This is a genomic window from Ignatzschineria sp. 22MB058224, assembly GCF_058188435.1.
On the sequence record NZ_CP187366.1, the window covers coordinates 1529487 to 1555889 of the forward strand.

Here is a 26403-nt window from a genome sequence, read left to right on the forward strand (position 1 = left end):
CTCTCTACTTCAGCTCTGATCCTAATAATGCTTGTTTGGCAATATGGGGTTTCATTTTCCCCATCACATGCATTTCACAAGGACGGCAATTAAACTTGAGTGTATACTCTTCACCTTTATGGGAGAGGATTAATGGTGTAGGTTTGATCTGCCCTTGAACACCGGTTACGCCGATGGTCTGTTTCGGGCAGAGATTGTAAGAGAAACGAAGACAATGTTTCGTGATCATCACCGGCACTTCGCCAAGCTCTTCATGCGCCTCATAGGCGGGTTCAATCATCTTCACACCATGTTTAAAGTAGAATTCTCGCGCCTTCTCATTATAGACATTTGCTAAGAAGCTGAGCTCCTCAAAGGGGAAAGTCGCCGGCGGTTCGACTGCGGGTTGACGTGTACCTCTAACGTAATTTTGTTCTATCGCAAACTCAAGCTTTTCAATGGTTTCGCGGCGTAGCTGATTGATCATACTTGCCGGAATAAAGGGAATCTCATCTAGCTGAATCATCACATCAAGCAATTCAAATCTGGTACCACCAAAACGCTTAAGGTTCTTCTCTAATGCCGCTAATCCCTTTTCAGGGTTATTAGCTAGCTCAAAATCTCCCGTTAAGATCGATTTTGCATAGTGCCCCTCTTTTGTGAAGAGCTCTAATTGATACCCTTCTGCCGCTCTACTAAAAATGAGTGATACCTCTAAAAGACGCTCTGCTGACTCTTTCGTTAATAACTGACTCCAAACCTGATCATGGTTACGATTCAGAGGATGCTTTTTCTGAATATTGGCGCGTTCAGTGACAAATTCTACCGGCATCTCATTGGGATAGACAAGATAGTGATTCTCCCCAATCTTCTCCGCACGATTGACGGCAAATCCCACCACTTCTCGCTTAATCTGAATATTGAGCCCATCACCATTTGCCAGAGGTTCTGTGGTTTTTACCTCGATAAAGTTCTTCTTAATATCGAGAATATGACCAATCGGTAAACCCACAAACTTAGGAGAATCAAATGCACCGATATCCCCTTTGCGCTCATTGACAAAGTAATCGGTACTTCCCCGATTAAAGGTTTTATCAGGATTGGGCTCAAAATGGTGAACGACTTTGCCATAAGAAGCGCGAGTAAATTCAGGATTTTGCTCAATATAACGATCAATCAGACGACGATAATGGGCCGTAATATTCTTAACATACGCCATATCTTTATAGCGCCCTTCAATTTTAAATGAGCGAATCCCCGCTTCAATCAGCGCATCGATATTATTCGATTGATTATTATCCTTCATCGATAATAGATGCTTATCAAAAGCGATCACGCGCCCCTCACTATCTTTCAGTGTATAGGGTAAACGGCAAGCTTGTGAGCAATCTCCCCGATTCGCTGAGCGCCCCGTCTCGGCATGAGAGATATAACATTGCCCTGAGAATGCGACACAGAGCGCACCATGGACGAAGAATTCTAATGCCGTATCAGGACGTGCCTCATGAATCGCCCGAATCTCTTTAAGACTCAATTCACGCGCCAGCACTAATTGAGAAAAACCCACATCCGCCATAAATTTCGCTTTTTCAAGCGTTCGAATATCGGTCTGTGTCGAAGCGTGTAGCTCAATCGGGGGAAGATCGAGCTCTAATAATCCCATATCTTGAATAATTAAAGAATCAACACCGGCATCATAGAGCTCATAAATAAGCTTACGGGCGGATTCTAACTCGTTATCATGCAAAATCGTATTGAGCGCAATAAAGACCTTTGCATTAAATCGATGGGCAAAAGCGGTGAGCTTGGCAATTTCAACAACATCATTCTCAGCGGCATGCCGAGCACCAAATTCAGGACCGCCTAGGTAGACTGCATCGGCGCCATGAATAATCGCTTCACGGGCAATCTCAACATTTCGGGCAGGACTTAATAACTCTAATTCGTGGGATAATAGGCTCATCTTTCTCGCTAAGGCTCAAATAATATTATAAATAGAAAAGCGATCGCTTAATTAGAAAGATCCCACACATAGCGGGATCTTTTGCTGATACTTTAGTCGTTATAGCATACTAAGAATCGATATTTTTTGCAGATTTTTAACACTCAACCTGATCGATCTAGCGCATATCGAAATACTCACAATGAAGATATTTTATCGGCGCTAAATGTTTACTTTTTAAGATTGATCGAATATCTTTTGCAATCCCTGTCGGTCCGCAGAACCAGACCGACGTCTCCGCATCAAAGGGGAGCTTTTTGAAATCAAGATACCCTTTCTCATCACTATAATGAATAGATAGTGTAACTCCTGCTTTCTCAGCAAGCGCTACCAAATAATCGATCATTAACGCTTCATCTCGATTTCTTACAAGATAATAGAGTGTAATATCATACTTTGTCTCTTGACCTTGCAAAGATTCTAACCAAGCTATAAAAGGGGTAATTCCAACACCGCCGGCAATCCAGATCTGTTTCGGTAAAAGTGAGCTCTCATATGAGAATCGACCATAAGGCCCTTCGATATTGAGTCTATCACCCACTTTCCAACGTTTAGGGATCTTACGCGTATAATGCCCTAACTCCTTAATCGCAAAGCGGATTGTTTGATCATCATGCACACTTGAAGCAATCGTAAATGGATGCCGTTCTTTATACACTGGATGTTGCACAAAAGCATATTGCCCTGAAGTATGCGTCCAATTCGCCGGCATTTCACAATCCACAATGGTGCTATTTGCGGAGAAGTCGAGTGATTTAATTGTCGCCTGATAACGTTTGCCGCGACCGATTTGTCCAAAGAGCGAGATGATCGCCGCGTAAAAGCCAATAACCATCACAATGATAAAAGCAATTCCTACCGGCTCCGTCCAATAACGCGCTGGCGCTAAAACGATCGTATGGAAAATAACAGCGAGGAAGAAAAGCCCCATTAATTTATGGATTTTTCGCCAAAAACGATAAGGAATTTTTTTCAATAAGGTGACAACAAGCATAATCGCAAAGAGATAGAAGAGAATCTCTCCAATATCTTTTGCTAATGGACGATAATCATCAAGCCATGCGATTGTTTCTGCTTTAATCTTTGGGCCACGCTCAAAAAAAGGTCTTAAAAAACTCTTACTAAGTTTAATGCCATAATGCAAAAGCGCTGCAACAATTGCCCAAATGCCCACCCATTTATGGATGTAGTAAATTTTATCCATACCATTAAAAAATGGTTCTAAAAATTTTGGTCGTAATGATAGCAGCATAATCAATCCCATAGGAATCAGTGCTAAAACACCCGTTAAATTAATCAACTCTTTTCGCCATAGCCAAACACTCCAATCTGTAGAGGAGTAACGAATACCAACATCCAATCCCCATAAGAAAAATGAGAGGAGAAAAACTCCCAATACTACAGCTTTTTCGCGACGCATAAGATTATCCTTTATCTTTTTATTATTTAATAGAATGCTTGCATTTAATCTCTGCAAAAATTTGATATAAAAAATAATATATTTTTTATCTTAAGAATATCTTAAATTTAAGTTATTGATATAAAAGCAATACTTTACATTATTATTTAATATAAATAACCATTTAGTAATATTTTTTAAATAAGAGTAGTTATTATATGAATGCAAAAAACGCCTATCGATGATAGACGTTTTATTAAAATAGACTTTATTAAAAATTGGTAACTTTAAATTAATGAGCAACCTGACACGATGCATCACCTGTTCGATGATTAATTGCTCCATTTTTAATTAATAGATCTTGCATCTCTTTATAACCATTTTGACATGCATAGCTCAGTGCACTTTGATTATAAGACGGACGTTCAGAATCTTGCACCGTTGTAACCTTATTAAGATCAGCTCCTTGATCGATCAGATATTGCACCACATCTAAACGATTATTACTCGCTGCAACCATTACAAGTGATTCACCATCATCTTCATATGATGTATCGTTAATATCATATTGATCTTTCAAGGCTTCATGTAATTTTTTCACAATATTGACATTTTTACCCAAAACGGCAGATTTTAGCGCATGATAAACATCACCTTTATCCGTTGCCCACAGATCCGCACCTTGATCAATTAAGAAATCAACCATATCTTCATAGCCGATGAATGCAGCCCAACCCAGCGCTGTTTGATCAAGACTACCGACATCTTTCACTTCAATATTTTGACCATTGGCAACCATCGCTTTTACTTTCTCAAGATTTCCCTGTTTAACTGCATCAAACCATTCAGCATCAGGGCCTGTTGAAGGAGTCGTATAAAAAATACGATGTTTTAATTTAGAGTCACTCGCAATATCTTGCATCTCTTCTAGCGTAAAACGGAATGAGCCTGCTTGTGCCTCAAGCGTTGTTGGAGCAACTTCAACAACTTGAATCTCTGTTGTTGTTTCTTGTGCATTTACTACTGATATTAACGACATTACGGCTGTAACAAAAATTGTTTTTACCCCAAACTTCTTCATAGCAATTCTCCCATCAATAGTTTTTATGGAACATTAAATTCTCAAATAGAATATATATGGCAACAATAACATAACTCTTTAAATCTCAAAAATAGCCTTTAGGAATATCTTTTATTCCTCAATGGAATAAATTAAATAAAACGATATAAACAATCATCAATCAAGCCTTTATAGATAATCTTGATTATAATTTCGAATAATAGATAATCCCCTTTTAAATCACTCTATTATTCATCCACTTCAAAGATTAGTTTCGCAATAAATCACCCCAGAATTTTTCCTCACCCCCTATATGTGAATCAATTAATTTTCAAGAATTAAAAAACTAATCTTCGATACACTTTATAAGATCTTGATATATCGCTAATGCTTCCTTAACTTCGTTAACACCATGTACAATCCCTCGACCATCGGCAAATAAAATGACTCTATTCTGGGGAAAATGAATATTAAGGAAATAATTATTAAATTGATGAGGAATATCCGCTATTTCGAGTTTCGATTTAATCTGCATAAGATCAAGTGGAATCACTTCTCGAATCATGATTGAGTCATCACCACAGAGCCTATGTGCTTCCCTATTATTCTCTATTAATGAGGGGTACTGCCGATTTGCGCCACATGTTGGACAATTAGGATCTTTCAACGTATCTAGCTCAATCTTCTGTGTATGATTTCGCCAAAGATCCATAGTAAAAAGTGATCTCCTCAAGGCTAATGGATCGGCAAAAAATTTCATCGCTTCAGTAGTTTGAATACTAGAAATCATCTGCAAAATGGGTTGAATCACTCCCACCGAGCTACACGTATCATCTCTTTCTAAAGGAAGACTGTGTAGTAGGCAACGCAAACAAGGGGCAGTATGATTATTTGGCATATTAAAGTTAAAACTCATGCCATAACTCTCTAACGCCGAACCAAAAATCCATGGGATTTTCAACTTATAACAAGCATCATTGATCAACATTCGTAAAGCAAGATTATCTGTTCCATCGAGTAACAAATCATGACCTACAATTAAAGATTCAATATTATCACCGGAAACATCTGCAATATGGGTCGTAAGAGAAATCGCTTGAGCAATCTGCAAAAGATGATTTTTCAGTGCGACAACTTTTGGTAAGGCAAGCTTTGCATCCTCTTCAGTAAAGAGTGTCTGTCGCTGAAGATTCGAGTATTCAACAAAGTCACGATCAATCAATGTAAGATGACCAAATCCCGAGCGAGCCAGTGTTTCTGCATGTTGAGATCCAAGAGCTCCACAACCTATGATCACTATTTTTGCTTGATGAAATTGAGTAAGACCTTGCTCACCAATTTTATGGAAACGTGCCAAGCGGCTATATCGCCCTTGCATAATGACTCTCCCTCATATTCGATTACTTTAAACAGTCTAGATCTATAAACAGGATTAATTATGATGTAATTATTCCGGTCACTGGACTGCTTGCCGTTGGTGTCAGTTTCATTGGCATTCGTTTGGCTTCATACCCTAAACGCCCTGCTTCTACGGCAAGTCTCATCGCTCTACTCATTTTGATTGGATCTTCACTATAAGCGACTGCACTATTCATTAATACACCATCTGCACCGAGCTCCATCGCATAAGCAACATCCTTGGGGCTTCCTAATCCCGCATCAACAATCACCGGCACAGTTGCTTGCTCGATAATATATTGTAGATTCACAGGATTCATAATTCCCAATCCACTTCCAATCGGCGAAGCCCCCGGCATAATGGCATGACACCCCATCTCTTGCAGTCGTCTTGCTAAAACAACATCATCAGAGGTATAAACTAAAACAGTCATTCCTTCTGCTAATAACATTTCAGTCGCTTTCAACGTTTCAATTGGATCGGGAAGCAATGTCTTTTTACAACCAATCACTTCAACCTTTATCATGTCACAAAGTCCCGATGCATAGGCAAGTTTAGCTGTCCTTACTGCTTCTTCTGCGGTATAAGCGCCAGCAGTATTTGGCAATAATTTATACTTTGAGAGATCAAGCGACTCTAACAAATCTGGCTGCTTGTCATCAAAAATATTCATACGGCGAACTGCAAATGTTAAGACTTCTGTCCCACTCTCTTCCACAGCCCCTTTTTGCTCTTCAAAATTACGATATTTGCCTGTTCCTAAAAATAGACGTGAATTAAACGCAAAATTTCCAATATTTAAAGTCATTTAACCTCCTCCCACAAAATGTACAATTTCAAATTGATCACCCTCGCAAACGGATATCTGCGAATAATCTTCTTTTTTCACCACTTCTCGATTACGCTCAACAATAAAAAAACGACGTTTATCGAGTTTTAAAAATTCGATTAGCTGATGGACTGTTCCAATGGAATCATTAACTATTAGCTCATCACCATTAATAATAATTTTTTTCAAAATATCCTCACTTACAAGCCTAAAACTAGGGGGAGCTCACCATTTTTCGAATATAACGCGCCCGCTCCTGCGCTAAAGATGGATCTAAACGATGACCGACGAGGGGGAAAAAGGCAGACATTATCGCTAACCCCGATACAATAGATGAAACTTTTAACGCTGTTTCTGCATTCATTCCGCCAATTGCAATTAATCGTCCTCTTTTTTCTTTAGCAATACGATATGCTTCCTCCAGACGCTCTATTCCTAATGCGGGATAACTCTTTTCACCCGTTGGAAAAATATGACCTAAATAGAGATAATCATACATAGCGATATTACGTTCAACAGCGCTTACCGAATGTATTGAACGACCAAATTTCATGTCTGGAAATGCCGATTGTAACAGTGCTAAAGAGAGGCTTTTCTCAGTCAGATGTGTTCGAGGTATTTTAAAAGCATGCGCAATATCCGCACGATCATTCACAATTAATTTATCTTTATCAATACCCTGATCTATCATTCCTTCAATTAAACGAGCAAGAGATTTTGCTGAACGTGACTTTTCACGCAATTGGATAAAATCGACAAATGGTAAAATCGCGATAATTGTCTCAATCAGATTCTCATCAGAAATCGCAGATAGGTTAGGAGTGACAGCATGTAACAACACCATATTTACTCAATTCTCCATTGCAGAGAAAAGGGTAATAGAACCATGAAAGTTGCTTCAGCACATTAGAAAAACTCTCCTGTCATTCACCGCTTTCCTCCGCTAGTATTAACTAGATCAGGTTATAAGAGTCCCGAAGTTTCACTTCAATCTCAGCTGTTAACAACAGCACCTCTAGGGGAATATTAATTTCATCAAAGTATAGAAGATCTCCCTAATTAGAGCAACTCTCTTTTCAAGAGTGCTTGATATCTCAGTCACTAAAAATACCTAAATTTACCAAATATTGACAAATGTCAATATTTCTATTGCTAATGTGTAGTGTCAAAGATTTTTTATTTTATCAATTAAACGGAGACTTATAGAATATGGATAAGTATATTCCTAGCGATCCTTCCCGTCGGAAATTTCTGATTGGAAGTTGCGCTATATCAGCATTTATGTTGATGAGCCCCTATACCTTTGCGGCAAACTTTACTGAACAAAATGATGAGGTGAAGTTAGCTAGATTCCTCACAAATAAACAGCTTGATCCTCTACTTGTTGAAAGAGCCTTTGATGCCCTTGCGAAAGTAAATAGTAACTTTCAAGCAGAAGCAAAAGAGCTTTTAACATTTATCAATAATGGTCAGTATTCAAATATCGATACGCTAAAAAATAATCCTATCTTTAAAGAGAAATATCAAAATACGGCAAAAGATATTATTGCCGTATTCTATCTCGGCTACGCTGGTACTCCTCTCCCTCAACGTGCGCATGATGGTGTTCAATTTGTAACTTATACCGAAATTGAAACCTACAAGCTCACTCAGAAATATACCCCAATCCCTGGTTATTCTCGATGGACAACCAATTATTGGGCAACTCTTCCAAAAGCGTAATAGATTTCAATAGAGGACAAAATAATGAGTACAAAAACATATGATGCTGATGTTATCGTCATCGGCTCCGGAGCAGTCGGATCAAATGTCGCCAACGAGCTCGCAATGAAAGGAAAGTCAGTTATTTTATTAGAAGCAGGACCTAGTGTTCCGCGTTGGAAATTATTGGAAAACTTTAAGAACTCCGGCCGTCACTATGACCGTAATAATGCTTATCCCAATAATCCTTGGGCACCAACGAGTAACCAAGAAGGATATTTAGAGAATGAAGGTTCATTTAAAATGATGCCGGGAATGCTCAAACTTGTTGGCGGAACAACTGCTCACTGGGGGGGAGCTACATGGCGTTATACCCCAAGTGACTTTAAAATAAAATCACTCTACGGTGTCGGTCGCGATTGGCCAATGACCTATGAAGATTTAGAACCATATTATGTACGTGCAGAATATGCTATTGGCGTTGCAGGTAATGATGCAGAGGATCAATCAGGTGTCAATCCTGGAAAAGCCTTCCCTCCACGCTCAAAACCATATCCAATTGAGCCTGAAGCAGATATTTATATGACAAAAAAGATCAAAGAAGCTCTTCAGCCCGCAGGTATTGCTGTAATTCATGAGCCAACTGTCCGTATCCCTAAATCATACGATGGGCGACCTGGCTGTCAAGGTAATAATAACTGTGATCAGATCTGCCCGATTGGTACACTCTATAATGGATCCGTTCATGCAATGCGATCTGTACGTAATGGCGCACAACTCATTACAGAAGCAGTTGCCCATAAAATTATTGTTGGAAAAGATAAAAAGATCGAAGCAATCAAATATCTTAAACCTGATGGGAGCGAACATACTTTAACGGCAAAAGCATTTGTTATTGCAGCTCATAGTTTTGAGTCTGCAAAATTACTCATGATGAATGACGTAGCAAACTCATCAGATATGGTAGGACGTAATCTTATGGATCACGTTGGAATCTCTATGAACTTCTTAGCTAAAGAACCAATGTGGATGGGACGAGGTCCTGTTCAACAAGCGACTATTAACCAATGGCGCGAAGGAGATTTTAGATCTCAATACTCTGCCAACAAACATAGCTTTGCAAATAACAATCCACAGGTTGATATTGCAGCAAAACTCATTGCTCAGGGTTATATGGGAACAGAACTCGATGAAAAAATTATGGACTGGTCATCTCGCTGGGTCTCTATTTATACATTCTTTGAACAATTACCTGACCCTCGTAACCGTATTATGCCAAATCCAAATTGGAAAGATAGTATTGGTCTACCAGGCATTAAGATCCATTATGACGTGGATAGTTATGTACAACGTGGCGCTGAAGCAGCAAAAGATCAATATCGCTTAATTACGCGCTTAATGGGCGGTGAATCTCTCACTATTAACACTGATTGGGAAAATCATGACCATCTGATGGGAACTCTGATTATGGGGGATAATCCTAAAGACTCAGTTACAAACCACGAAGGGCGTACATTTGATCATGACAATCTCTTTATTGCTTCTGTAGGATTAATTCCTGCCGGCGGTGTTGTTAACCCAACATTAACAGCGATTGCGCTTGGCATTCGTACTGCAGATATCATTGCAAGGGAGGTATAAGCGATGAAAATCATGAAACTTACACATTTGATAGCAAGTACAGCTCTAATCGGCTTATCAGCTTTTAGCATATCTTTTGCTCAAACAAATAATGGAACAGATGTTGCGCTCATCAAAAAAGGCGAATATCTCTCTATCGCGGGTGACTGCGCCGCCTGCCATACAACATCTCCCGATGAACCTTACGCTGGGGGCCTTGTATTTACAATGCCTATGGGTGAGATTATTTCCACTAACATTACACCTTCTAAAGAATTTGGTATTGGGAATTGGTCATTGGAAGAGTTTGCTGCTGCAGTTCGTAAAGGGGTTCGCCCTGATGGTAGTCATCTCTATCCTGCAATGCCATACACAGCATTTGCAACAGTAACGGACGAAGATATTAAAGCGCTTTATGCTTATTTTATGAATCAAGTAGCAGCTATTGATAAAGCGCCAGCAAAAGAGACTCAACTAAAATTCCCTTTTAATTTGCCCGGTGCAATGACGGTTTGGAATGGTCTTTTTGCAAAAAATCAACCTTTCACTCCGGACCCAAATCTTTCAGAGATTCAAAATCGAGGAAAATATCTCGTAGATGGCCTAATGCACTGTTCAACTTGCCATACTCCCCGTAATCAGATGTTAGCGGAGGATTATAATCAATATCTTTCAGGGGGTGACGCAGGAGGCTGGCATGCACCCAATATCACCGCTGATAAAACAGCGGGTATCGGTAATTGGAGTAAGCAAGAACTCTTTACGTACCTAAAAACAGGGAAAGCTGAAGGGAAATCATCTGCGGCAGGTCCAATGGCAGAAGCGATTGATAAAAGCTTTGCCTTTATGAGTGATAATGATCTTCGTGCAGTTGTAGAATATTTACAAACAACTCCAGCGATTGCGCAAAAATCACAAGAAGCACCCGCTTACTCTTTTGGAGGTAAAAAAGTAGCTACGGCAGATTATGAAATTTACCCTTCCTTTGACAATGTTTCTGATGATTTCCGCGATCACTCAACGCTTGATGGAGCCGTTTTATATAACCAAGCGTGTTCAAGCTGTCACGGTATTAATGGAGAAGGTTCACTCGACAAACACACGCCTGCTTTAACACATAACAGTACTGTTGGACGTGAAAATCGTACTAATTTGGTTATGAAAATCATGCATGGTGTCAGTCGTGAAAATGGAAAAACGCATGAGGTGACAACATTAATGCCTGCTTTTGCCGAAGAATATACAGAAATCTATTCATGGTTAGATAACGCCCAGATTGCTTCTGTTGCGAATTATGTTACCGAAAAATTTGGAGATGGAAAAGCGACTCTCTCTGAAAATGATGTAGCTGTAATTGCGCAAGGAGGTGAGTCACCATTTTTAATCCGACACGCATCTTTACTTGCTGTTATCGGATTCATTATCGGGGCTTTAGTTATTCTATATATCCTTAAGCTTCTTTTCTTCAGAAAGAAAAAATAAGTTGTAATCATTAATTAGTAATAAAAGCTCTTAAGCAGAACTCTTAAGAGCTTTTTTATTAACGGCTATTTTATCTTTTCTAATATACCTAATACTTGAGCCGCTTCGAGAGCAATCCAAAATTTAGCAATACCAATGCTGCTTGTAGGCTTTAATCCTGTTAATTCCTCTATTAATTTCAAGCGATAAACCAGTGTCTGTCGATGAATATTTAAATCGACTGCTGTTAATTTCCAATTACTATCATTTTTTAAAAAAACAAATAATGTCTGCAACAATGGAAGCGACTTTGTTTTTTCATATTCAATCAATACACTAAAATAATAATCAACCAAAGATCTTGCTTCTGCTAAAGTTTTAGGACCTAATGATAAAGCTGTATCTAAATAACGATAATAGGCGACTTTTATATCGCTCTCTATTGCTCTTGACAGCATTAAACTAGCTTGAAAAATACTCTCTTTGAAACCTACTGTGAGGGTTATTGTACTACTCACACCTATTCGAGTTTCTGCCCCGAAATAGTTCATAATATGTTCTAATAGCGCGGAATCCTCGGGCAATATAATTAAAATACGTTGATCATCTTTAAAAAATAATGGACTAATTGATTGTAATTGTGGGATATGATGCGCACTTGCATATTTTTGACTATTTTCAGGAAGACAATTGATAGCAACAGTAACTAATTTCCCATATAACCCTCTTCTCTCTAAAATCATTCGTGCAGCAGCATAATCAATTTCGCCATTTAATAGATCTTGAAATAATTGCTCCCCATCGGCTCTTAATACATCTCTTTCAATAATAAACCTTTCTAACTCAATACTTAAAAGCCCAGCTAACGTTTGGGAAAGCATAGTACTATCAAACTTTTTAGATTGATTATTAGAGACAATTAAAGCAGCCTTAACCCGCCCAGGAATAATCGTTCGAACGACACTTTCTGCATTCACAGGATGAAGATCAGAAGAGAGTATTACCTGTAATGTCTCGCTATTAACGACTTGTAACTTTACAAGCAATTTCTTTCCCAATATTTTGAGTCGCTCTTGTAAACTCGACGATTCCCACAATGTATCGGCATATATTTGAAAAAGTAGGGTATTTGAATTGTATTGATCTTTCTTAGATTGCAGGGCTTCTTCAATCACAATCTGGGCAAGATCTTTAAATTCCAATTCAAAACTCGCCCCTAGAATCGGAAAGTCAAGCTTAGTTGCAGCTGTTAGCATCTCATCCGAGAGTTCGAAGCTTGCATCTCTTGGCGCAAATAAAAGCGCCGCAGCTTCTGTTTGTGCAAGTTTTTTAATCCATACAACCTGCTCACTAGTCGTTTTAGGAACACCCACACCTGTTGTCATAACGAGGGTATCCTTTAGAGTACAGAGCCAAGGATCTGGTAATTCTACGGTATGAGCCCAAGAAATTTTACGATCACTCATTCCTTTCCCGGTTTTAAAAACAAGGCCTAAATCATACTCTTGAACCAATTTATTAACCGTAATCATTCCCTATCCTCTTATTTTTATTATTCATACATATGTACGAAACAAATAGCACATTGTGACAATCTCATCAATGGACTCTTTTGAAAAATCCGAGATATGATTATTCATCATTAAAGATCACTATAATCAAGGCACCCAATGGATAAGAATACTATCAATGCACTAAAAAAATTACCGAATCGTCCTTACTGGTATGAAAAGTCAGATGAGCGATCAACATTGGATAAAAATCTCAAAGTCGATGTCGCTATTATTGGAGCAGGATATACTGGACTTTGGGCGGCCTATTATCTGCTCAAATCTGCTCCGCATATGAATATCATCATTTTAGAAAAAGAGTATGCTGGATTCGGCGCATCAGGCCGTAATGGTGGATGGGCTTCTGCTATTTTTCCAGTGTCATTGAATAAAGTTTCTAAAGACTTTTCTCGAGAAACAGCAATCCACCTACAACAAACAATGAACGAATCAGTGGATGAAATTCAACGTGTGTTAGCAGAAGAAGACATTGATGCCGATTACAGTAAAGAAGGATATATTGCTGTCGCAAGAACACACCCTCAACTGATAAGAGCAAAAGCAGCAATCCAAGAAACAATAGATTTAGGCCTCACAAATCAATGGACCCTATTAGATAAACAAACATCGCTAAAAAAAATAAACATAAATCAATCGCTTGGCGCTATTTATACGCCTCACTGTGCAGTGATTCATCCCGGAAAACTTGTAAGAGCACTTGCTAAATGTGTTGAAAAAATGGGGGCAAAGATTTTTGAAAAAACAAATGTCATCAATATTGAAGATAAGAAAGCTTACACACAAGATTACTGCATAGAAGCTAATACTATTATTCGCGCAACTGAAAGTTATAGTTGTAAACTTGATAAATACAAAAGATACACGATTCCACTCTACTCTCTTGCTCTAGCAACGGAGCCATTAAATATCGATCAAAAGAATATATTAAATTTAAATCATCGAATAGCCTTCAATGATATGCGACATTTACTCGTATATGCTCAAATGACAAAAGATAATCGCTTAGTTATTGGTGGCCGAGGTGCACCGTATCATTTTGGCTCTAAAATTTCACCACAATATGATCTCGTAGATTCTGTTCACATCAAAATAAGAGAAACAATTAATGATTTTTTTCCTTCATTACAAGATCTCAAGATAACACATCGTTGGGGGGGCGCATTAGCGGTCTCAAGAGATTGGTATCCATCTGTTGGAATTACCAAAGATCGATCAATGGCTTGGGCGGGGCAATATACGGGGGATGGCGTCGCAATGAGTAATCTATCTGGACGAATTTTAAGAAACTTAATTCTCGATATCAAAGATGATCCTATCAATACTTTGCCATTTATCAATAATCCTACAAAATTATGGATGCCAGAACCACTCCGTTGGATAGGAGTTAACCTTGGCCTAACAGCAATGGGATTAGGTGATAAAGAAGAAAATATCACTCAACGCCCATCAAAAACGGTCTCGTTATTAGAAAAACTTACTGGAGCTCAATAAAAATAATCATCAATCAAAGGAGTTATCATCATGTCAACAATGACTATAATAAAAAATAATACTATACAAAATAGCACATTAGAACCTGCTGGAATACGTTCTGGAGCAGATAAAGGGTCCCCTGAAATGAGCCTTCTTGAATTCGCAAAAAATGCTAAAGGCGATATTGGTATTTGGGAGTGTGAACCGGGAGGCTGGCCTGTTATCGATCGTCCTAATACTGAGTTTTGCTACATTATTTCTGGAAAAGCGACACTCACAGACGAGCTTTCAAGAGAGATCATATCGGTATCAGCAGGCGACCTAATCATCTTACCGATAGGATGGACTGGTCGATGGGATATTGTTGAAAAAGTTAGAAAAATTTACACCATATACTAATCACTCAAAAATACGCACATCCATCATGTTTTCTATTTCATTACGCAAGGTATAAATTATGACTCAAACCATCGGCCATTTTATTAATGGTGAATTTACGCATCATAATACTCAAATAACTCAACCGATCTACAATCCTGCAACAGGAGATCAATCAAAACACGTGATTATAGGAAATGCTAAAACCGCCAATGAAGCAATTGCAGCGGCAAAATCAGCATTTCCTGCATGGAGCAAAACACCTCCCTTAAAACGTGCTCGAGTAATGTTTAAATTTAAAGAACTTCTCGAAAAAAATACAGAGATGATCTGTCAACTTATTGGAGAAGAGCACGGCAAAATAGGACACGATGCTGCTGGCGAATTACAAAGAGGAATCGAAAATGTTGAATTCGCCTGTGGTATCCCTGAATTACTCAAAGGAGAATATAGTCGTAATGTTGGGCCAAATATCGATAGTTGGAGTGATTTTCAACCTTTAGGTGTTGTTGCGGGTATCACACCTTTTAATTTCCCAGCCATGGTTCCACTTTGGATGTTTCCTATCGCGATTGCTTGTGGCAATACATTTATTTTAAAACCCTCAGAAAAAAACCCTAGTGCATCCTTATTGATGGCTAAACTACTGAAAGAAGCTGGTTTACCAGACGGTGTATTTAACGTGATTAATGGCGGTAAAGAAGTTGTTGATGCGATCTTAATCCATCAAGATATTGAGGCTGTAAGTTTTGTTGGCTCAACCCCTGTTGCTGAATATATTTATCAGACAGCAACTGCTCATGGCAAACGCTGTCAAGCACTTGGAGGAGCTAAAAATCATGCTGTGATTATGCCTGATGCGGATTTAGATAATGTTGTAAACTCCTTATTAGGAGCTGCATTTGGCTCTTCTGGGCAACGTTGTATGGCATTATCTGTCGCTGTTGCAGTAGGTGATGAAATTGCTGATCAAATGATTTCAGCATTGGAAAATTCGATGGCTAATCTCAAATTTGGCCCTTATACAGATAACTCAAATGATTTTGGCCCTGTAATTTCTGCGGAGCATAAACAAAAAATCATGCAACATATAAAGAATGCTGAAGAACAAGGCGCAAAGATATGCATTGATGGTACAAATGCAATAGTTGAGGGCTATGAAAATGGTTTTTTTGTAGGTCCAACGCTCATCGATAATGTTACACTGGACATGGATAGCTACCGCGCTGAAATCTTTGGGCCTGTTCTGCAAGTAATACGTGTTTCAACCCTAGAAGAGGCAATGCAATTAATTAATGATCACGAATATGGAAATGGTACATGTATCTATACACGTGATGGGGAAGCAGCTCGTTACTTTGCAGATAATATCTTAGTCGGGATGGTCGGTATCAATATACCATTACCAGTACCTGTCGCTTTCCATAGTTTTGGGGGATGGAAACGCTCTTTATTTGGTGATCTTTCTATGTATGGCCCTGACGGGGTTAGATTTTTCACACGTCGTAAAACAATCACCCAACGATGGCCAAGTGCTACCATTCGTGAAAATGCACAGTTTTCAATGCCAACACTAAATTAAGTATTGAATAGACTTTTGGTATAAATACAACCTCTGCGCAACATAATTGCGCAGAGGTTGAGCTTTATTAACAATATCGTAGATCTAAGGAGTATTCATTGATTACGCAAGATAATATCTCTTTTTGGATTAAATCGTTAGAAGAATCTCAAAGCTCACTACTCTCAATAACAGGAGCGTTTGCCTTACCTGATAATGATGTTACCGATGTCACTATTATCGGCGGTGGTCTCTCTGGTTTATGGCTTGCTTATTATCTTCAAAAAGCTGATCCAACCCTGCGCATTACTATCTTTGAAAAAAAACAAGTCGGATATGCTGCCTCTGGTCGTAATGGAGGATGGTTATCTAATGAAGTACCCATAGAAAAAATGGCCTTACTAAAAAAAGGCTGTACTGTCTCGGAAATAGATGACTTATACATAGCGATGAAAGATTCTGTTACCGAGGTTCAAAACATCTGTTTAAAAGAACAGATCGATTGCGATCTAGTACAAGGAGGGATTTTAACCATTGCCACGAACCAAGCCCAAAAAGCCAGATTATCACAGATGCCTTTAGATAATGATAGCGACCTTCTATCAGGCGAAAATGCCCAAAAACGCATTAATATCCCTTCAATAATCGGCGCTCACTATAATAAGATAGGATGTAGAATCCATCCATTAAAACTTCTTTTAAATCTAAAAAAAATTCTCATAGAACGTGGCATTAAAATATATGAAAATCACCCTGTATTGAGCATTAAAAAAAATCATGTCACGGTTGCTTCCGGTGGTCAAATAAAGACTATAACTTCAGAGCATATCATTACTTGTACTGAAGCATCTAGCAGCATCTTTCTTAAAAAAAATCGTGTTATCCCCATTAACTCATCCATCATTGTTACAGAAGTAATCTCACCAGAAAGATGGGAAAAAATAGGTTGGGAAGGTAGAGAATTATTAGCCGATGACGCACATCTATTTTTCTACGCACAACGCACATTTGATAATCGTATTCTTATCGGTGGAAGAGGCTCTCCTTATCAATTTGGCTCTAGAGACGCAGGGGATGGATACCTAGATCAAAAAGTTGCACAACTGTTATTAAAACGACTTCATGAGCTATTTCCATTTGAAAAATTTACTATTGCTTATGCATGGAAAGGTTCTATTGGCGTCACTCGAGATTGGTGTGCTACTGTTTCTTATAATGCCATTGAAAAAATAGGGCATATTTATGGTTTTATCGGCAGCGGCATTACAGCAACCAATCTTGCCGCTCGAACAATGCTTGATAAAATTCTAGCAAAGAAAACAGATCTAACATCTCTTCCTTGGAATGATCATGTTAGTCCAAAATGGGAACCAGAACCATTAAGATGGTGCGCAATACAAAGTATGTACGCACTTTTAAAATACGCAGACTATCGAGAAAAAACAAAAAACTTAAAAAACACCTCTATAATTGCTGATTTTTCATACCGTATTACCGGTAAAATATAAAGATAATAACCACATTAAACGGCTCTTCACTATCAGTGTTGAGCCGTTTATTTAAACAATACGGGTTGCAATACTATTTAATCGAGTCAGTAATCACCAACTTGCTGGCAAAAAACCAAATAATTCTGCAATAGCGTAGAATCCAGCCATAATAAACGTCATAACTATTAATATTTGCATAAAAATATTGGATATAAACCCAGCCGTATATTCAGGTATGCGATCTCCATATTTTCGTGCTTTGTATAATAAAAATATCGGGATAATCCCCATTACAAAACCATCTACTGTCCCAGCAAAATAGAGTGCATTTACAAAACTTGCTTTATCGAAAAAAGTTAATATTAATGGCGGAAAAGATACGATAGCCAAAGCAATAACTCTTCTAAATTTATTCTTTTCTGATCCTAATTTAAATTGATCAAATACATTACTAAATAATGCACCTCCCATTCCCCAATAGGATGTTAATAATGCTAGGAGAGCAAAAATACTTGCCGCATAAAATGCCCAAGCTCCCAGATTTCCACCCCAAGTTAATGTTGCAACTTCATCTTTGATATTATCAATACCAACCAGTGCAATCACCGAGGCAGGAATAATTACAACAACTAATAAGACAAGCCCCATACCCACTATAATGAGTTTAGGGATCGCTTTGGGCTTATGCATATTACCCCGAACAATCTCCGGAACGAGAAATTGCGCTGCTAAAATAAAAACAGATACGTTAAATATAGGGACAATGTAAGCCCAATTAGATTCTAGTAAGTTATCAATATTCGTATCATTATGAAATAGTGTAGCGATAATTAAGAGCACGATGACTGCTGTCATCCCAGTACTGATTATTTTCTGACCGACCCCTAGCGCCTTAAATCCTATATACATTGGCAAAATAGCAGGGATTAAAAAAAGAATACTTCCCATCTGACTGGTTAGCCCTAGGTCTCCAAAAAAGGCATGTAAGATATCACCACTGCCTGCAATATAAGCAATTAATGCGCCATAACAACTACCTGCAATACCTAAAAAAACAATCCATGAACCGATCTTACCAAGATAACGATCTGTAAGACCACTTAACTGCCGATTCCCTCTTGTACGTAAACAGACCTCAGCAACATATAACATCGCAATTGTACAGATAATATATGTCACAGATAGACTAATAAGCATCGGAACAAAGCCAGCCTTTCTTGCAGCAAAAGCTAAACCTAAAACGCCCGCACCAATATTTGTGCCCACTATATAACCCAGCGTCTCCACAGTAGTAAATCTCGCCGTTTCCAAACCAGATTCTACAATTTTATCTCCTACGTCCTCTTTTATACTAATAGACATAACTTAACCTCCTACAGATAGTTTTTTATTTTCATTGGAATATGTAGTAGTAAATTTTTTAAGAGGATAATGCTTTAATCAGCAATTCATCAGCATAGGCGTCATTGAAATTACATAGCCCTTTTAATTATTTTTCTTTTTATGGATTTACTACTATCTAGCAATGTAGCCAACTGTATTTTTCATGTCTATGTTACATATGTATGAACTGCTTCTTCGCTTTTATCTTTTTATCAGAGGCTAATAATGGATCCAATGATCCATTTCACAGTAACAACTTATATAAAACAGTCCCCTGAAAAAAACCGTAGATTATATCGAATCATCAATGATATTAATCGCTCTTAGAAAGACTAATTACTAAAATTATCAATAGATCTATTAGCCAATGTCTATCATAGAAATGATTTAGCGAAACCAATAGGTTTGATATTAATGACACAGATAAACTTTAATTAAATTCCCCCTATAAAAAAACGTCTTAGAAATCTTTCTAAGACGTTTTAAGACTCGCTATTTATTAATTAGCACAGGAAGTCATTTCCTCTTTTAACTCCCTCCTAATAACAACATGAGATAAGCAAAGAAAATAACTAAATGAGCAACACCATCTACTTGGTTTGTTCTTCCACTATCAAAGGTTGCCTGACATAGAACAAAAAGGCCACTAAGCAGGACGACATCCGTTACAGGTAAACCAAGAATAATCTGACTGCCTGTAAAGAGTGAGATCAAAGCAACCGCAGGAACGGTTAAAGAGATTGTGGCTAATACCGAACCAAAATAGATATTGACGGCTCTTTGAAGGTTATTATTCAAAACAGCACGAATTGCACCTAATCCTTCTGGTGCAAAAATCAAAATAGCGACAATAAGACCCGTTAGGGCTTTAGGTGCATTGAGATTCGTAAGTAAAGACTCTAAAGGTGCTGAATCTACTTTAGTCACTGCCACAACAGATACTAAATGGACAACTAACCAAATCGCATGCCAAGTATTAGAATAAGGTGATGGCATTCCTTTATGATTCTCATCTTCATCTTCATTGTCATAAATGAAGAGACTTTGATGTGTCTTAGTTTGAATAACTAAAAATACCGCGTATAAAGACGCAGAGAGTAGCGCAACAAAAATTAGTTGCCCTTTAGTATAGCTCCCTCCAGCGAGAAAGCTCGGCAAAATTAATACCACTAAAACTAATGGAATAATCGCTGTTGTATATTGCGTAACACCAGCAAGGTTTACATGCTGAGTTTTATATTTTTTACCGCCGATTAAAAGTGAAACCCCAACAAAGCCACTGATTACTAACATAATCAATGAATAGAGCGTATCGCGCATCAATGTTGCATGAGGATCAATCCCATCAGGACCTGGCCCTGAGCTTGATGACATGACTACCGTAATTAAACTCACTTCTAAAATGACAACTGAAAGGCTCAGAATCAATGAGCCATACGGTTCTCCTAGACGATGCGCAAAGATATCCGCATGACGAACAACACTAAAGGCACTATATAAAATAGCCATTAATGAAACGATATTGATAAAAACAAGGAAAAGTGTCGAATGTGTGGATCCAAAAAATAGGTCAAACGCCACGACAGCTATTGCAACAAGAACCGCATACTCTTTATGCCGCGTTCCTTTATACTTCTGTCCATCTATTAATCCCATTGGAACTCCTTTTAATTTTAAATGATTAAAACGCCGCACTCATCAAAACACGACACCTGTATAATGAGGCATAATTTGTCATTAATTGGACAATTGATAACAATTAATTATCATTATTGTTGTTTATTTTACTTTTTTTATCATAAAATTTCCACGTCTAATAATGTCTTAACGTGATATTCAGCAGATTATCTACTCGTCGAGAACTTGATTTTTTTCCTTCATCCCACAGGTTGGGCAGTAATTCAAAAACGCATTTTTCTTCATGTGGCAAGAGGGACAACGTTTTACTAAATTAATGCCACAATGAGGGCAGAAATCAATCGATGGATCCCGGTAATTAATCCCCCGTTCGCATGATGGGCAGAGAGACTTATCAAGTCTTTGCAATACAAAATTATAACTGAGCATTTTTCGACGCTCTTCCTCTGTCGCATTCTCTTCAACTCGTTGTTTTTCACGATATTTCTGAAAACCTCGAATTGCGTAATACCCGCCTGCGATCGTTAACAAAATTCCCACAGAAAAACGGACATATCCGCCGTAACTCGGAAGATATGGAACCAATTCAAAGAAAAACGCAAATAATGCGAAGAAGATAAAGCCCCAAGTAAATGGCCAATACGGACCTTTACGACGTCTTACAAAGAGCCAAATAGCAATCACAATTAAGGGCAATGTCATTAAAAGGCGGATTAAAAATTCTTGAGTACTTTGCTTTTGAACCGCTTTGTAATACTCCCCTTCTGCAATCGTGTTAATATCTCTATTTTTCTCTTGCAGCGCGATTATTTGGGTACCAATTGCACTTCGCTTCTGTTGAGCTTCTAAACGAAGTTTATCTGTTACCGAAAGAGCTTCCCGCAGTTTTTCTAATCGAGCAGTACGCGCAATAAGCTCAGCATTTTGAGAAGGATTTAATGTCGCTGTACGTGTTTTAAGCCAATTTTCAAATGATTCTTTTTCACTATCATAAGCCGCTTGTTCTATTGACAGTTGATCAGTATATTGCTGATATTGATTATAGATATCTTCGCTACTAACGCGAAGATTTTCGATCGATTCATTGTTTTTATCATATGCATCTTGATCTCTAAAATCCTCATAGACTAAAGGCTCGCTCATCAAAGGGAGATCTTGAATAATCTTTCCCCCCAAACCAATCAAAAATGCTGCAAACAATAGAGCGATAATCCACAATAAACGGTTAAACCACTTTTCCGTACGACGCTTCGATTGCCCCATATAAGATCACCTTTTAATAAGTTAATAATTAAATCAATTAGTAGTTTACCGTCTTTCACAAAAAAGGATGGAAGCATCCCATCCTTCATGAGTCTAGTTATCTATCTACTCATATTTAAAATTTTCGGATAACTGCATAATTTGCTAATGTTTTCAACGCTTCTTTATAAGGAGAATCTGGAAGCGGAGATAATGCTTCAATCGCCATTTCTGCTTGTTTAACAGCCTCTTGATGTGTATAATCGAGCGATTTTGTACGATCGATAATTTTCAAAATTGTATCTAGCTTTGAAATATCAGCATTCACTAATGCGTCATTAATAAGTGCCGCATCTTCTTCTGTACCGGCTCTCATTGCGTAAATGAGTGGCAATGTAGGTTTCCCTTCTGCAAGATCATCACCAGTATTTTTCCCCATCTCTGCTGCTGTTGCCGTGTAGTCTAAGATATCATCCACCAATTGGAATGCAGTTCCAAGATACATGCCATAAGTCGCCAGTGCCTCTTCATAATCTTCACCGCCCGCTTCTCGCGTCAAAATCCCTGCAACTGCGCCTGCCGCTTCAAACAGCTTCGCTGTTTTGGAGTAGATGACGTTCATGTAATTCGCTTCTGTTGTATCGGGATCACCAATATTCATCAGCTGCATCACCTCACCTTCGGCGATAATATTCGTCGCATTAGAGAGAATGCGCATAATTGGCATTGAATCAAGACTTACCATCATCTGAAACGAGCGAGTATAGATAAAGTCACCAACTAGGACCGCGGCTTCATTTCCCCACAGTTCATTCGCTGTTTCACGCCCGCGGCGCATATCTGAATGATCCACGACATCATCATGTAGTAATGTTGCTGTGTGAATAAATTCCACAAGTGTTGCTGCTGTAATATGTCCTTCACCTTTATAGCCTGCAGCTCTTGCCGCTAAAAGGGTGATTAATGGGCGCAAACGTTTCCCACCCGATGACACAATATATTGCCCAACTTGATTAATCAAAACGACATCTGAGTGTAAAGCCTCTAGAATTTTCTGATTAACAGCGGAAAAATCATCTTTTGCGAGCGCTTGTACTGCTTCTATGGACATTATATTGATACCTTTAATTTCTCAAATATAGAAAAAGTCATTAAATAAAAACTCCCTCTATTATAAAGGAAATTACAATAAAGGGAGGAGTTGTTTAAAAGATTATTGAAATTAAGAATTTACTTTCTGCCTCATCTATTTTCTTCTAAAGAGTTTGCTAAAAATTCCCAAAATAATAAGAAATCCTACTAATAAACCAATGATTAATAAACTTGCAGCATGCTTTATCAAAAAACTTACGGCCATCGGTTCAGACAAAGCTTGGTAGTTCTCCATAGTAATATCTGCCACTCCCCTTCCAAAATTTACTCGAACATAATTCGCAATAGACACAATTTGTGCGGGAGTTAATTGTTGCTCACTTGCGGAAGGCATAATCACCTCTTCACCACTTCGTATTTTATCTACTCCATTGATAATGATTTGTAATAAATTTGCAGGATTATCATCACCGACTGTTGAATTATTTGTCAAAGAAGGGAAAAAATGATCTTCAAAACCCTGACCATTTACGCCATGGCAACTCGCACAAACAGCATTATATAAAATAGCGCCATCAGTGGAATCAAATTTTGCTAGCATCTTTTCATCTATCATTCCTCCCCGTTCTATAACATTTAAATCAACAGTTTTTGAGGAAGTATAACTATAACTCGGGCGACTTTCCTCACTCTGATTAATGGCTGGTACCTGTTTTAAGTAAGTGGCAATAGCAACCCGGTCAGTTTCTGTTAAATATCGTAATGAATTCATCACGGCTTCATTCATAGGACCTGTGGCACCACCTTTTCCAATGACATAATCACCTTTAAAATAATCAGCCAATTCTTGAATACTCCAACCACCAATACCGCTTTGCACGCTCGAGGTGATATTAGGAGCCTTCCAACCCTCAACAGAACCTCCCCCTAAATATTGAGAAGAATCTTCCGCCATTAACGCATTTCTTGGCGTATGGCATGCGCCACAATGTCCCATCACATCAACAAGATATCTTCCTCTTTCAAGTACAGGGTTTGATGAGTCAGAGATCGTACCACTAACGCCATCTCTATAAAGAAAATTCCAAACAATCATTACTGATCGAATATTAAATGGAAACTTTAACGTTGTCTTTGTTGCTTGAGTATCGACGGCTGGGACTTCTGACATAAAATAGCGATAAAGACTTTCAATATCTGCATCACTCATATTGTGGTAACTGTTATAGGGCATTGCAGGATAAAGATGGGCTCCATCCTTTCTTATCCCATTCCGCACTGCATTACTAAACTCTTCTAAGCTATAATTCCCTATCCCACTAGTTTTAGATGGAGTGATATTGGGAGCAATAATATTCCCCATAGGCGTTTCGATGGGCGCGCCTCCTGAATAAAGAGTACCATCAGGAGAATTATGACAAGCCGCGCAGTCACTAGCACGCGCTATATACTCACCTTGATCGTCAATCTTCGCGGCTTGAGAATAAGGCAATAGCAAAATTACGACCGATAGAGCCACTTTTAATATCTTCATATTATACCTCTCTCGCGATAATATCTGCCGTACGAATGCCTAAAGCGATACCTGTTAATGTTGGATTAATAACACCTGAAGCAGGAATAACACTTGTCGAAACAATAAAAAGATTCTCATGATCATGCGTACGACATTCACCATTGACTACGGAGTCTCTGGGATTTTCACCCATAATAGTTGTTCCCATAATGTGATCTGAATTTTGAAAATCTTGATCAATATCTATAATTTTGCCATTCATTGCTCTAACAATATTGAGATAATCGTTATGTGCTAATGGCTTAGAATCATTTAGATAATAGTCAACTTCACTAAATATCGAAATTAATGGTAATCCTAGAGAATCTTTTTTATGAGGGTTTAACGTAATTCGATTCTTAGGGTAAGGTAACTGCTCATGCATCGTTGATAATACTGTGAATCGCGATATTTCATTTCGAAGTCGACTATCAAGCTCTGATCCTACTGTACCTTCACCTAAAATACGCTTAGTGTTCATGGCAACAGTTTGATTGTTCCACATAATATGTCTCAATGCTGAAAACTTCTTACGGTGCTCACCATCCCTCCAATTAACAATACTACCAATCTGCCAAGACCCTCGACCAGACCACAATTCCTCATCCGCTAAAAACATAAAATTTGTTGCGGGATGATTCATAATATTTCTACCCACCATATCTGATGAATTTGCTACATCCGACATCAATAAAATTCGCGGAATTTCATAGGCATGAGCAGCCAATACATAGTATTTTGCAGTTAAACGATAATCTTTTCCAGTAGGATCCTTATAATAGACCGCGCTAATTTTACCATCGGAACCTTTTTCAAGCTTATGAACGACTGCATCCGTAATTAATTTAGCACCTTCTTTAAGTGCTTTATCAACATGAATATCTCCGTGATACATCGCTCCTATCGGGCAGACTGGTGTACAGTTATTATTACCCACACATGCAGGCCGGCCATCATAAGCTCGTGTTAACCTTGTATGAGGCTCATTAATCGCCCGATAACCTAAAGGCGCTATTTGGGCTTGTAAGCGCTTAAATGCATAAGTTTTTTCTTCTGGTGGATTAGGATAAGGAACCGAACGATAAGGAAAAGGCGCGCCGCCTTTACCACTTTGATCTTCTTCATCAGATCCACACGATCCCACTGCAATTTCTGCGCGACTATAGTACGGTTCTAGCTCATCATAATCAATAGGCCAATCTCTTCCAACACCATACACAGAATGAAGCTTCATATCATTCGGAAGATATCGCCATGTTGCCCCTGTCCAGTGTCGAGTAGTACCACCAACAATCTTTAACGCTCCAGCACTATACTTAAAACTCCCGGTATTAGTAATATAATTTTTATCATAAGTCGTAGGAGCCCAAGGTTCATTTGGATAAGGCGCATTATAATCATCTTGCTCAGCAGAGTTGCGGAAATTATCAACAATCTTCCAACGAGGAATATTGCTACCAGCCTCCAAAATAATAACTGATTTTCCTACTTTTGCTAATTCATATGCTGTATTCGCACCTAATGCGCCTGAACCTACCACAATTACATCTGCATCAAATTCCTGTCTCAT

The 26403-nt window shown here is 38.4% G+C and carries 21 protein-coding genes and 1 riboswitch; of the genes, 7 read left to right on the plus strand and 14 right to left on the minus strand.

All coding sequences use genetic code 11. The features are described from left to right. Window positions 1–4: 4 nt before the first annotated feature. The 7 genes from ACPF7B_RS06735 to ACPF7B_RS06765 form a co-directional block, all read right to left on the minus strand. Window positions 5–1942, minus strand: a complete 1938-nt coding sequence (locus ACPF7B_RS06735; protein WP_490505055.1) for a peptidase U32 family protein — start codon at window positions 1940–1942, stop codon at window positions 5–7. Window positions 1943–2099: 157 nt separating this feature from the next. After that, window positions 2100–3401 carry a ferredoxin reductase family protein gene (locus ACPF7B_RS06740; RefSeq protein WP_490505056.1) on the minus strand — a complete coding sequence of 434 codons (1302 nt, stop codon included), beginning with the start codon at window positions 3399–3401 and terminating at the stop codon, window positions 2100–2102. Window positions 3402–3672: 271 nt separating this feature from the next. After that, window positions 3673–4461 (minus strand): ankyrin repeat domain-containing protein, encoded by a 789-nt coding sequence (locus ACPF7B_RS06745; RefSeq protein WP_490505057.1) that lies wholly within the window; start codon window positions 4459–4461, stop codon window positions 3673–3675. Window positions 4462–4786: 325 nt separating this feature from the next. Further along, window positions 4787–5818, minus strand: coding sequence for a ThiF family adenylyltransferase (locus ACPF7B_RS06750; protein ID WP_490505058.1), 1032 nt, complete (start codon window positions 5816–5818; stop codon window positions 4787–4789). A 58-nt stretch (window positions 5819–5876) separates the two neighbouring features. Next, window positions 5877–6647, minus strand: a complete 771-nt coding sequence (locus ACPF7B_RS06755) for a thiazole synthase (RefSeq protein WP_490505059.1) — start codon at window positions 6645–6647, stop codon at window positions 5877–5879. Then, window positions 6648–6857 carry a sulfur carrier protein ThiS gene (gene thiS / locus ACPF7B_RS06760; protein ID WP_490505060.1) on the minus strand — a complete coding sequence of 70 codons (210 nt, stop codon included), beginning with the start codon at window positions 6855–6857 and terminating at the stop codon, window positions 6648–6650. Between the two features lie 25 nt (window positions 6858–6882). Beyond that, on the minus strand, window positions 6883–7512 hold the full coding sequence (locus ACPF7B_RS06765; protein ID WP_490505061.1) for a thiamine phosphate synthase: 630 nt from the start codon (window positions 7510–7512) through the stop codon (window positions 6883–6885). Window positions 7513–7586: 74 nt separating this feature from the next. Beyond that, a riboswitch (TPP riboswitch) is annotated at window positions 7587–7695 on the minus strand. Between the two features lie 182 nt (window positions 7696–7877). On the opposite strand from ACPF7B_RS06765, the gene ACPF7B_RS06770 reads away from it, so the two are divergent. Genes ACPF7B_RS06770 through ACPF7B_RS06780 form a run of 3 tightly spaced genes read left to right on the plus strand, consistent with a single transcriptional unit; the run spans window position 7878 to window position 11471 of the window. Next, window positions 7878–8390, plus strand: coding sequence for a sugar dehydrogenase complex small subunit (locus ACPF7B_RS06770; protein WP_490505062.1), 513 nt, complete (start codon window positions 7878–7880; stop codon window positions 8388–8390). 24 nt (window positions 8391–8414) lie between these two features. Then, window positions 8415–10010, plus strand: coding sequence for a GMC family oxidoreductase (locus ACPF7B_RS06775; protein WP_490505063.1), 1596 nt, complete (start codon window positions 8415–8417; stop codon window positions 10008–10010). Window positions 10011–10013: 3 nt separating this feature from the next. After that, window positions 10014–11471, plus strand: coding sequence for a c-type cytochrome (locus ACPF7B_RS06780; RefSeq protein ID WP_490505064.1), 1458 nt, complete (start codon window positions 10014–10016; stop codon window positions 11469–11471). A 65-nt stretch (window positions 11472–11536) separates the two neighbouring features. Here ACPF7B_RS06780 and ACPF7B_RS06785 read toward each other — a convergent pair whose 3' ends face one another. Continuing rightward, a complete protein-coding gene (locus ACPF7B_RS06785; protein ID WP_490505065.1) occupies window positions 11537–12982 on the minus strand; it encodes a helix-turn-helix domain-containing protein in 1446 nt (481 codons plus the stop codon). A gap of 138 nt (window positions 12983–13120) precedes the next feature. Between ACPF7B_RS06785 and ACPF7B_RS06790 the strand changes: the two genes are divergently transcribed. The 4 genes from ACPF7B_RS06790 to ACPF7B_RS06805 all read left to right on the plus strand — a co-directional run bounded on the left by ACPF7B_RS06790 (window position 13121) and on the right by ACPF7B_RS06805 (window position 17941). Continuing rightward, window positions 13121–14512 carry an NAD(P)/FAD-dependent oxidoreductase gene (locus tag ACPF7B_RS06790; protein ID WP_490505066.1) on the plus strand — a complete coding sequence of 464 codons (1392 nt, stop codon included), beginning with the start codon at window positions 13121–13123 and terminating at the stop codon, window positions 14510–14512. 30 nt (window positions 14513–14542) lie between these two features. Further along, on the plus strand, window positions 14543–14893 hold the full coding sequence (locus tag ACPF7B_RS06795; protein WP_490505067.1) for a cupin domain-containing protein: 351 nt from the start codon (window positions 14543–14545) through the stop codon (window positions 14891–14893). Between the two features lie 58 nt (window positions 14894–14951). Then, window positions 14952–16454: a CoA-acylating methylmalonate-semialdehyde dehydrogenase gene (locus tag ACPF7B_RS06800; RefSeq protein ID WP_490505068.1), complete on the plus strand. Its 1503-nt coding sequence runs from the start codon at window positions 14952–14954 to the stop codon at window positions 16452–16454. A 98-nt stretch (window positions 16455–16552) separates the two neighbouring features. After that, the gene (locus tag ACPF7B_RS06805; RefSeq protein WP_490505069.1) at window positions 16553–17941 is read left to right on the plus strand and encodes an NAD(P)/FAD-dependent oxidoreductase; all 1389 of its coding nucleotides are present in this window, start codon (window positions 16553–16555) and stop codon (window positions 17939–17941) included. A 93-nt stretch (window positions 17942–18034) separates the two neighbouring features. Here the strand turns inward: ACPF7B_RS06805 and ACPF7B_RS06810 are convergent, their stop codons facing one another. The 6 genes from ACPF7B_RS06810 to ACPF7B_RS06835 form a co-directional block, all read right to left on the minus strand. Continuing rightward, complete coding sequence (locus ACPF7B_RS06810) at window positions 18035–19285, minus strand: aromatic amino acid transport family protein (RefSeq protein WP_490505070.1); 1251 nt, start codon at window positions 19283–19285, stop codon at window positions 18035–18037. A gap of 549 nt (window positions 19286–19834) precedes the next feature. Then, on the minus strand, window positions 19835–20962 hold the full coding sequence (locus tag ACPF7B_RS06815; protein WP_490505071.1) for a calcium:cation antiporter family protein: 1128 nt from the start codon (window positions 20960–20962) through the stop codon (window positions 19835–19837). A 192-nt stretch (window positions 20963–21154) separates the two neighbouring features. Then, the gene (locus tag ACPF7B_RS06820) at window positions 21155–22207 is read right to left on the minus strand and encodes a double zinc ribbon domain-containing protein (protein ID WP_490505072.1); all 1053 of its coding nucleotides are present in this window, start codon (window positions 22205–22207) and stop codon (window positions 21155–21157) included. A 115-nt stretch (window positions 22208–22322) separates the two neighbouring features. Continuing rightward, window positions 22323–23297: an octaprenyl diphosphate synthase gene (ispB, locus tag ACPF7B_RS06825; RefSeq protein WP_490505073.1), complete on the minus strand. Its 975-nt coding sequence runs from the start codon at window positions 23295–23297 to the stop codon at window positions 22323–22325. A gap of 135 nt (window positions 23298–23432) precedes the next feature. Next, entirely contained in the window at window positions 23433–24812 is a 1380-nt protein-coding gene (locus ACPF7B_RS06830; protein WP_490505074.1) for a c-type cytochrome, read from the minus strand. A 1-nt stretch (window position 24813) separates the two neighbouring features. Next, window positions 24814–26403 carry a GMC family oxidoreductase gene (locus ACPF7B_RS06835; protein ID WP_490505075.1) on the minus strand — a complete coding sequence of 530 codons (1590 nt, stop codon included), beginning with the start codon at window positions 26401–26403 and terminating at the stop codon, window positions 24814–24816.

What these genes read in the sequence shown, in the direction of transcription:
- ACPF7B_RS06735 (WP_490505055.1), bottom strand. Translation starts at nt 1,942, where the DNA reads ATGAGCCTATTATCCCACGAATTAGAGTTATTAAGTCCTGCCCGAAAT.
- ACPF7B_RS06740 (WP_490505056.1), bottom strand. Translation starts at nt 3,401, where the DNA reads ATGCGTCGCGAAAAAGCTGTAGTATTGGGAGTTTTTCTCCTCTCATTT.
- ACPF7B_RS06745 (WP_490505057.1), bottom strand. Translation starts at nt 4,461, where the DNA reads ATGAAGAAGTTTGGGGTAAAAACAATTTTTGTTACAGCCGTAATGTCG.
- ACPF7B_RS06750 (WP_490505058.1), bottom strand. Translation starts at nt 5,818, where the DNA reads ATGCAAGGGCGATATAGCCGCTTGGCACGTTTCCATAAAATTGGTGAG.
- ACPF7B_RS06755 (WP_490505059.1), bottom strand. Translation starts at nt 6,647, where the DNA reads ATGACTTTAAATATTGGAAATTTTGCGTTTAATTCACGTCTATTTTTA.
- ACPF7B_RS06765 (WP_490505061.1), bottom strand. Translation starts at nt 7,512, where the DNA reads ATGGTGTTGTTACATGCTGTCACTCCTAACCTATCTGCGATTTCTGAT.
- ACPF7B_RS06770 (WP_490505062.1), top strand. Translation starts at nt 7,878, where the DNA reads ATGGATAAGTATATTCCTAGCGATCCTTCCCGTCGGAAATTTCTGATT.
- ACPF7B_RS06775 (WP_490505063.1), top strand. Translation starts at nt 8,415, where the DNA reads ATGAGTACAAAAACATATGATGCTGATGTTATCGTCATCGGCTCCGGA.
- ACPF7B_RS06780 (WP_490505064.1), top strand. Translation starts at nt 10,014, where the DNA reads ATGAAAATCATGAAACTTACACATTTGATAGCAAGTACAGCTCTAATC.
- ACPF7B_RS06785 (WP_490505065.1), bottom strand. Translation starts at nt 12,982, where the DNA reads ATGATTACGGTTAATAAATTGGTTCAAGAGTATGATTTAGGCCTTGTT.
- ACPF7B_RS06790 (WP_490505066.1), top strand. Translation starts at nt 13,121, where the DNA reads ATGGATAAGAATACTATCAATGCACTAAAAAAATTACCGAATCGTCCT.
- ACPF7B_RS06795 (WP_490505067.1), top strand. Translation starts at nt 14,543, where the DNA reads ATGTCAACAATGACTATAATAAAAAATAATACTATACAAAATAGCACA.
- ACPF7B_RS06800 (WP_490505068.1), top strand. Translation starts at nt 14,952, where the DNA reads ATGACTCAAACCATCGGCCATTTTATTAATGGTGAATTTACGCATCAT.
- ACPF7B_RS06810 (WP_490505070.1), bottom strand. Translation starts at nt 19,285, where the DNA reads ATGTCTATTAGTATAAAAGAGGACGTAGGAGATAAAATTGTAGAATCT.
- ACPF7B_RS06815 (WP_490505071.1), bottom strand. Translation starts at nt 20,962, where the DNA reads ATGGGATTAATAGATGGACAGAAGTATAAAGGAACGCGGCATAAAGAG.
- ACPF7B_RS06820 (WP_490505072.1), bottom strand. Translation starts at nt 22,207, where the DNA reads ATGGGGCAATCGAAGCGTCGTACGGAAAAGTGGTTTAACCGTTTATTG.
- ispB (WP_490505073.1), bottom strand. Translation starts at nt 23,297, where the DNA reads ATGTCCATAGAAGCAGTACAAGCGCTCGCAAAAGATGATTTTTCCGCT.
- ACPF7B_RS06830 (WP_490505074.1), bottom strand. Translation starts at nt 24,812, where the DNA reads ATGAAGATATTAAAAGTGGCTCTATCGGTCGTAATTTTGCTATTGCCT.
- ACPF7B_RS06835 (WP_490505075.1), bottom strand. Translation starts at nt 26,403, where the DNA reads ATGAGACAGGAATTTGATGCAGATGTAATTGTGGTAGGTTCAGGCGCA.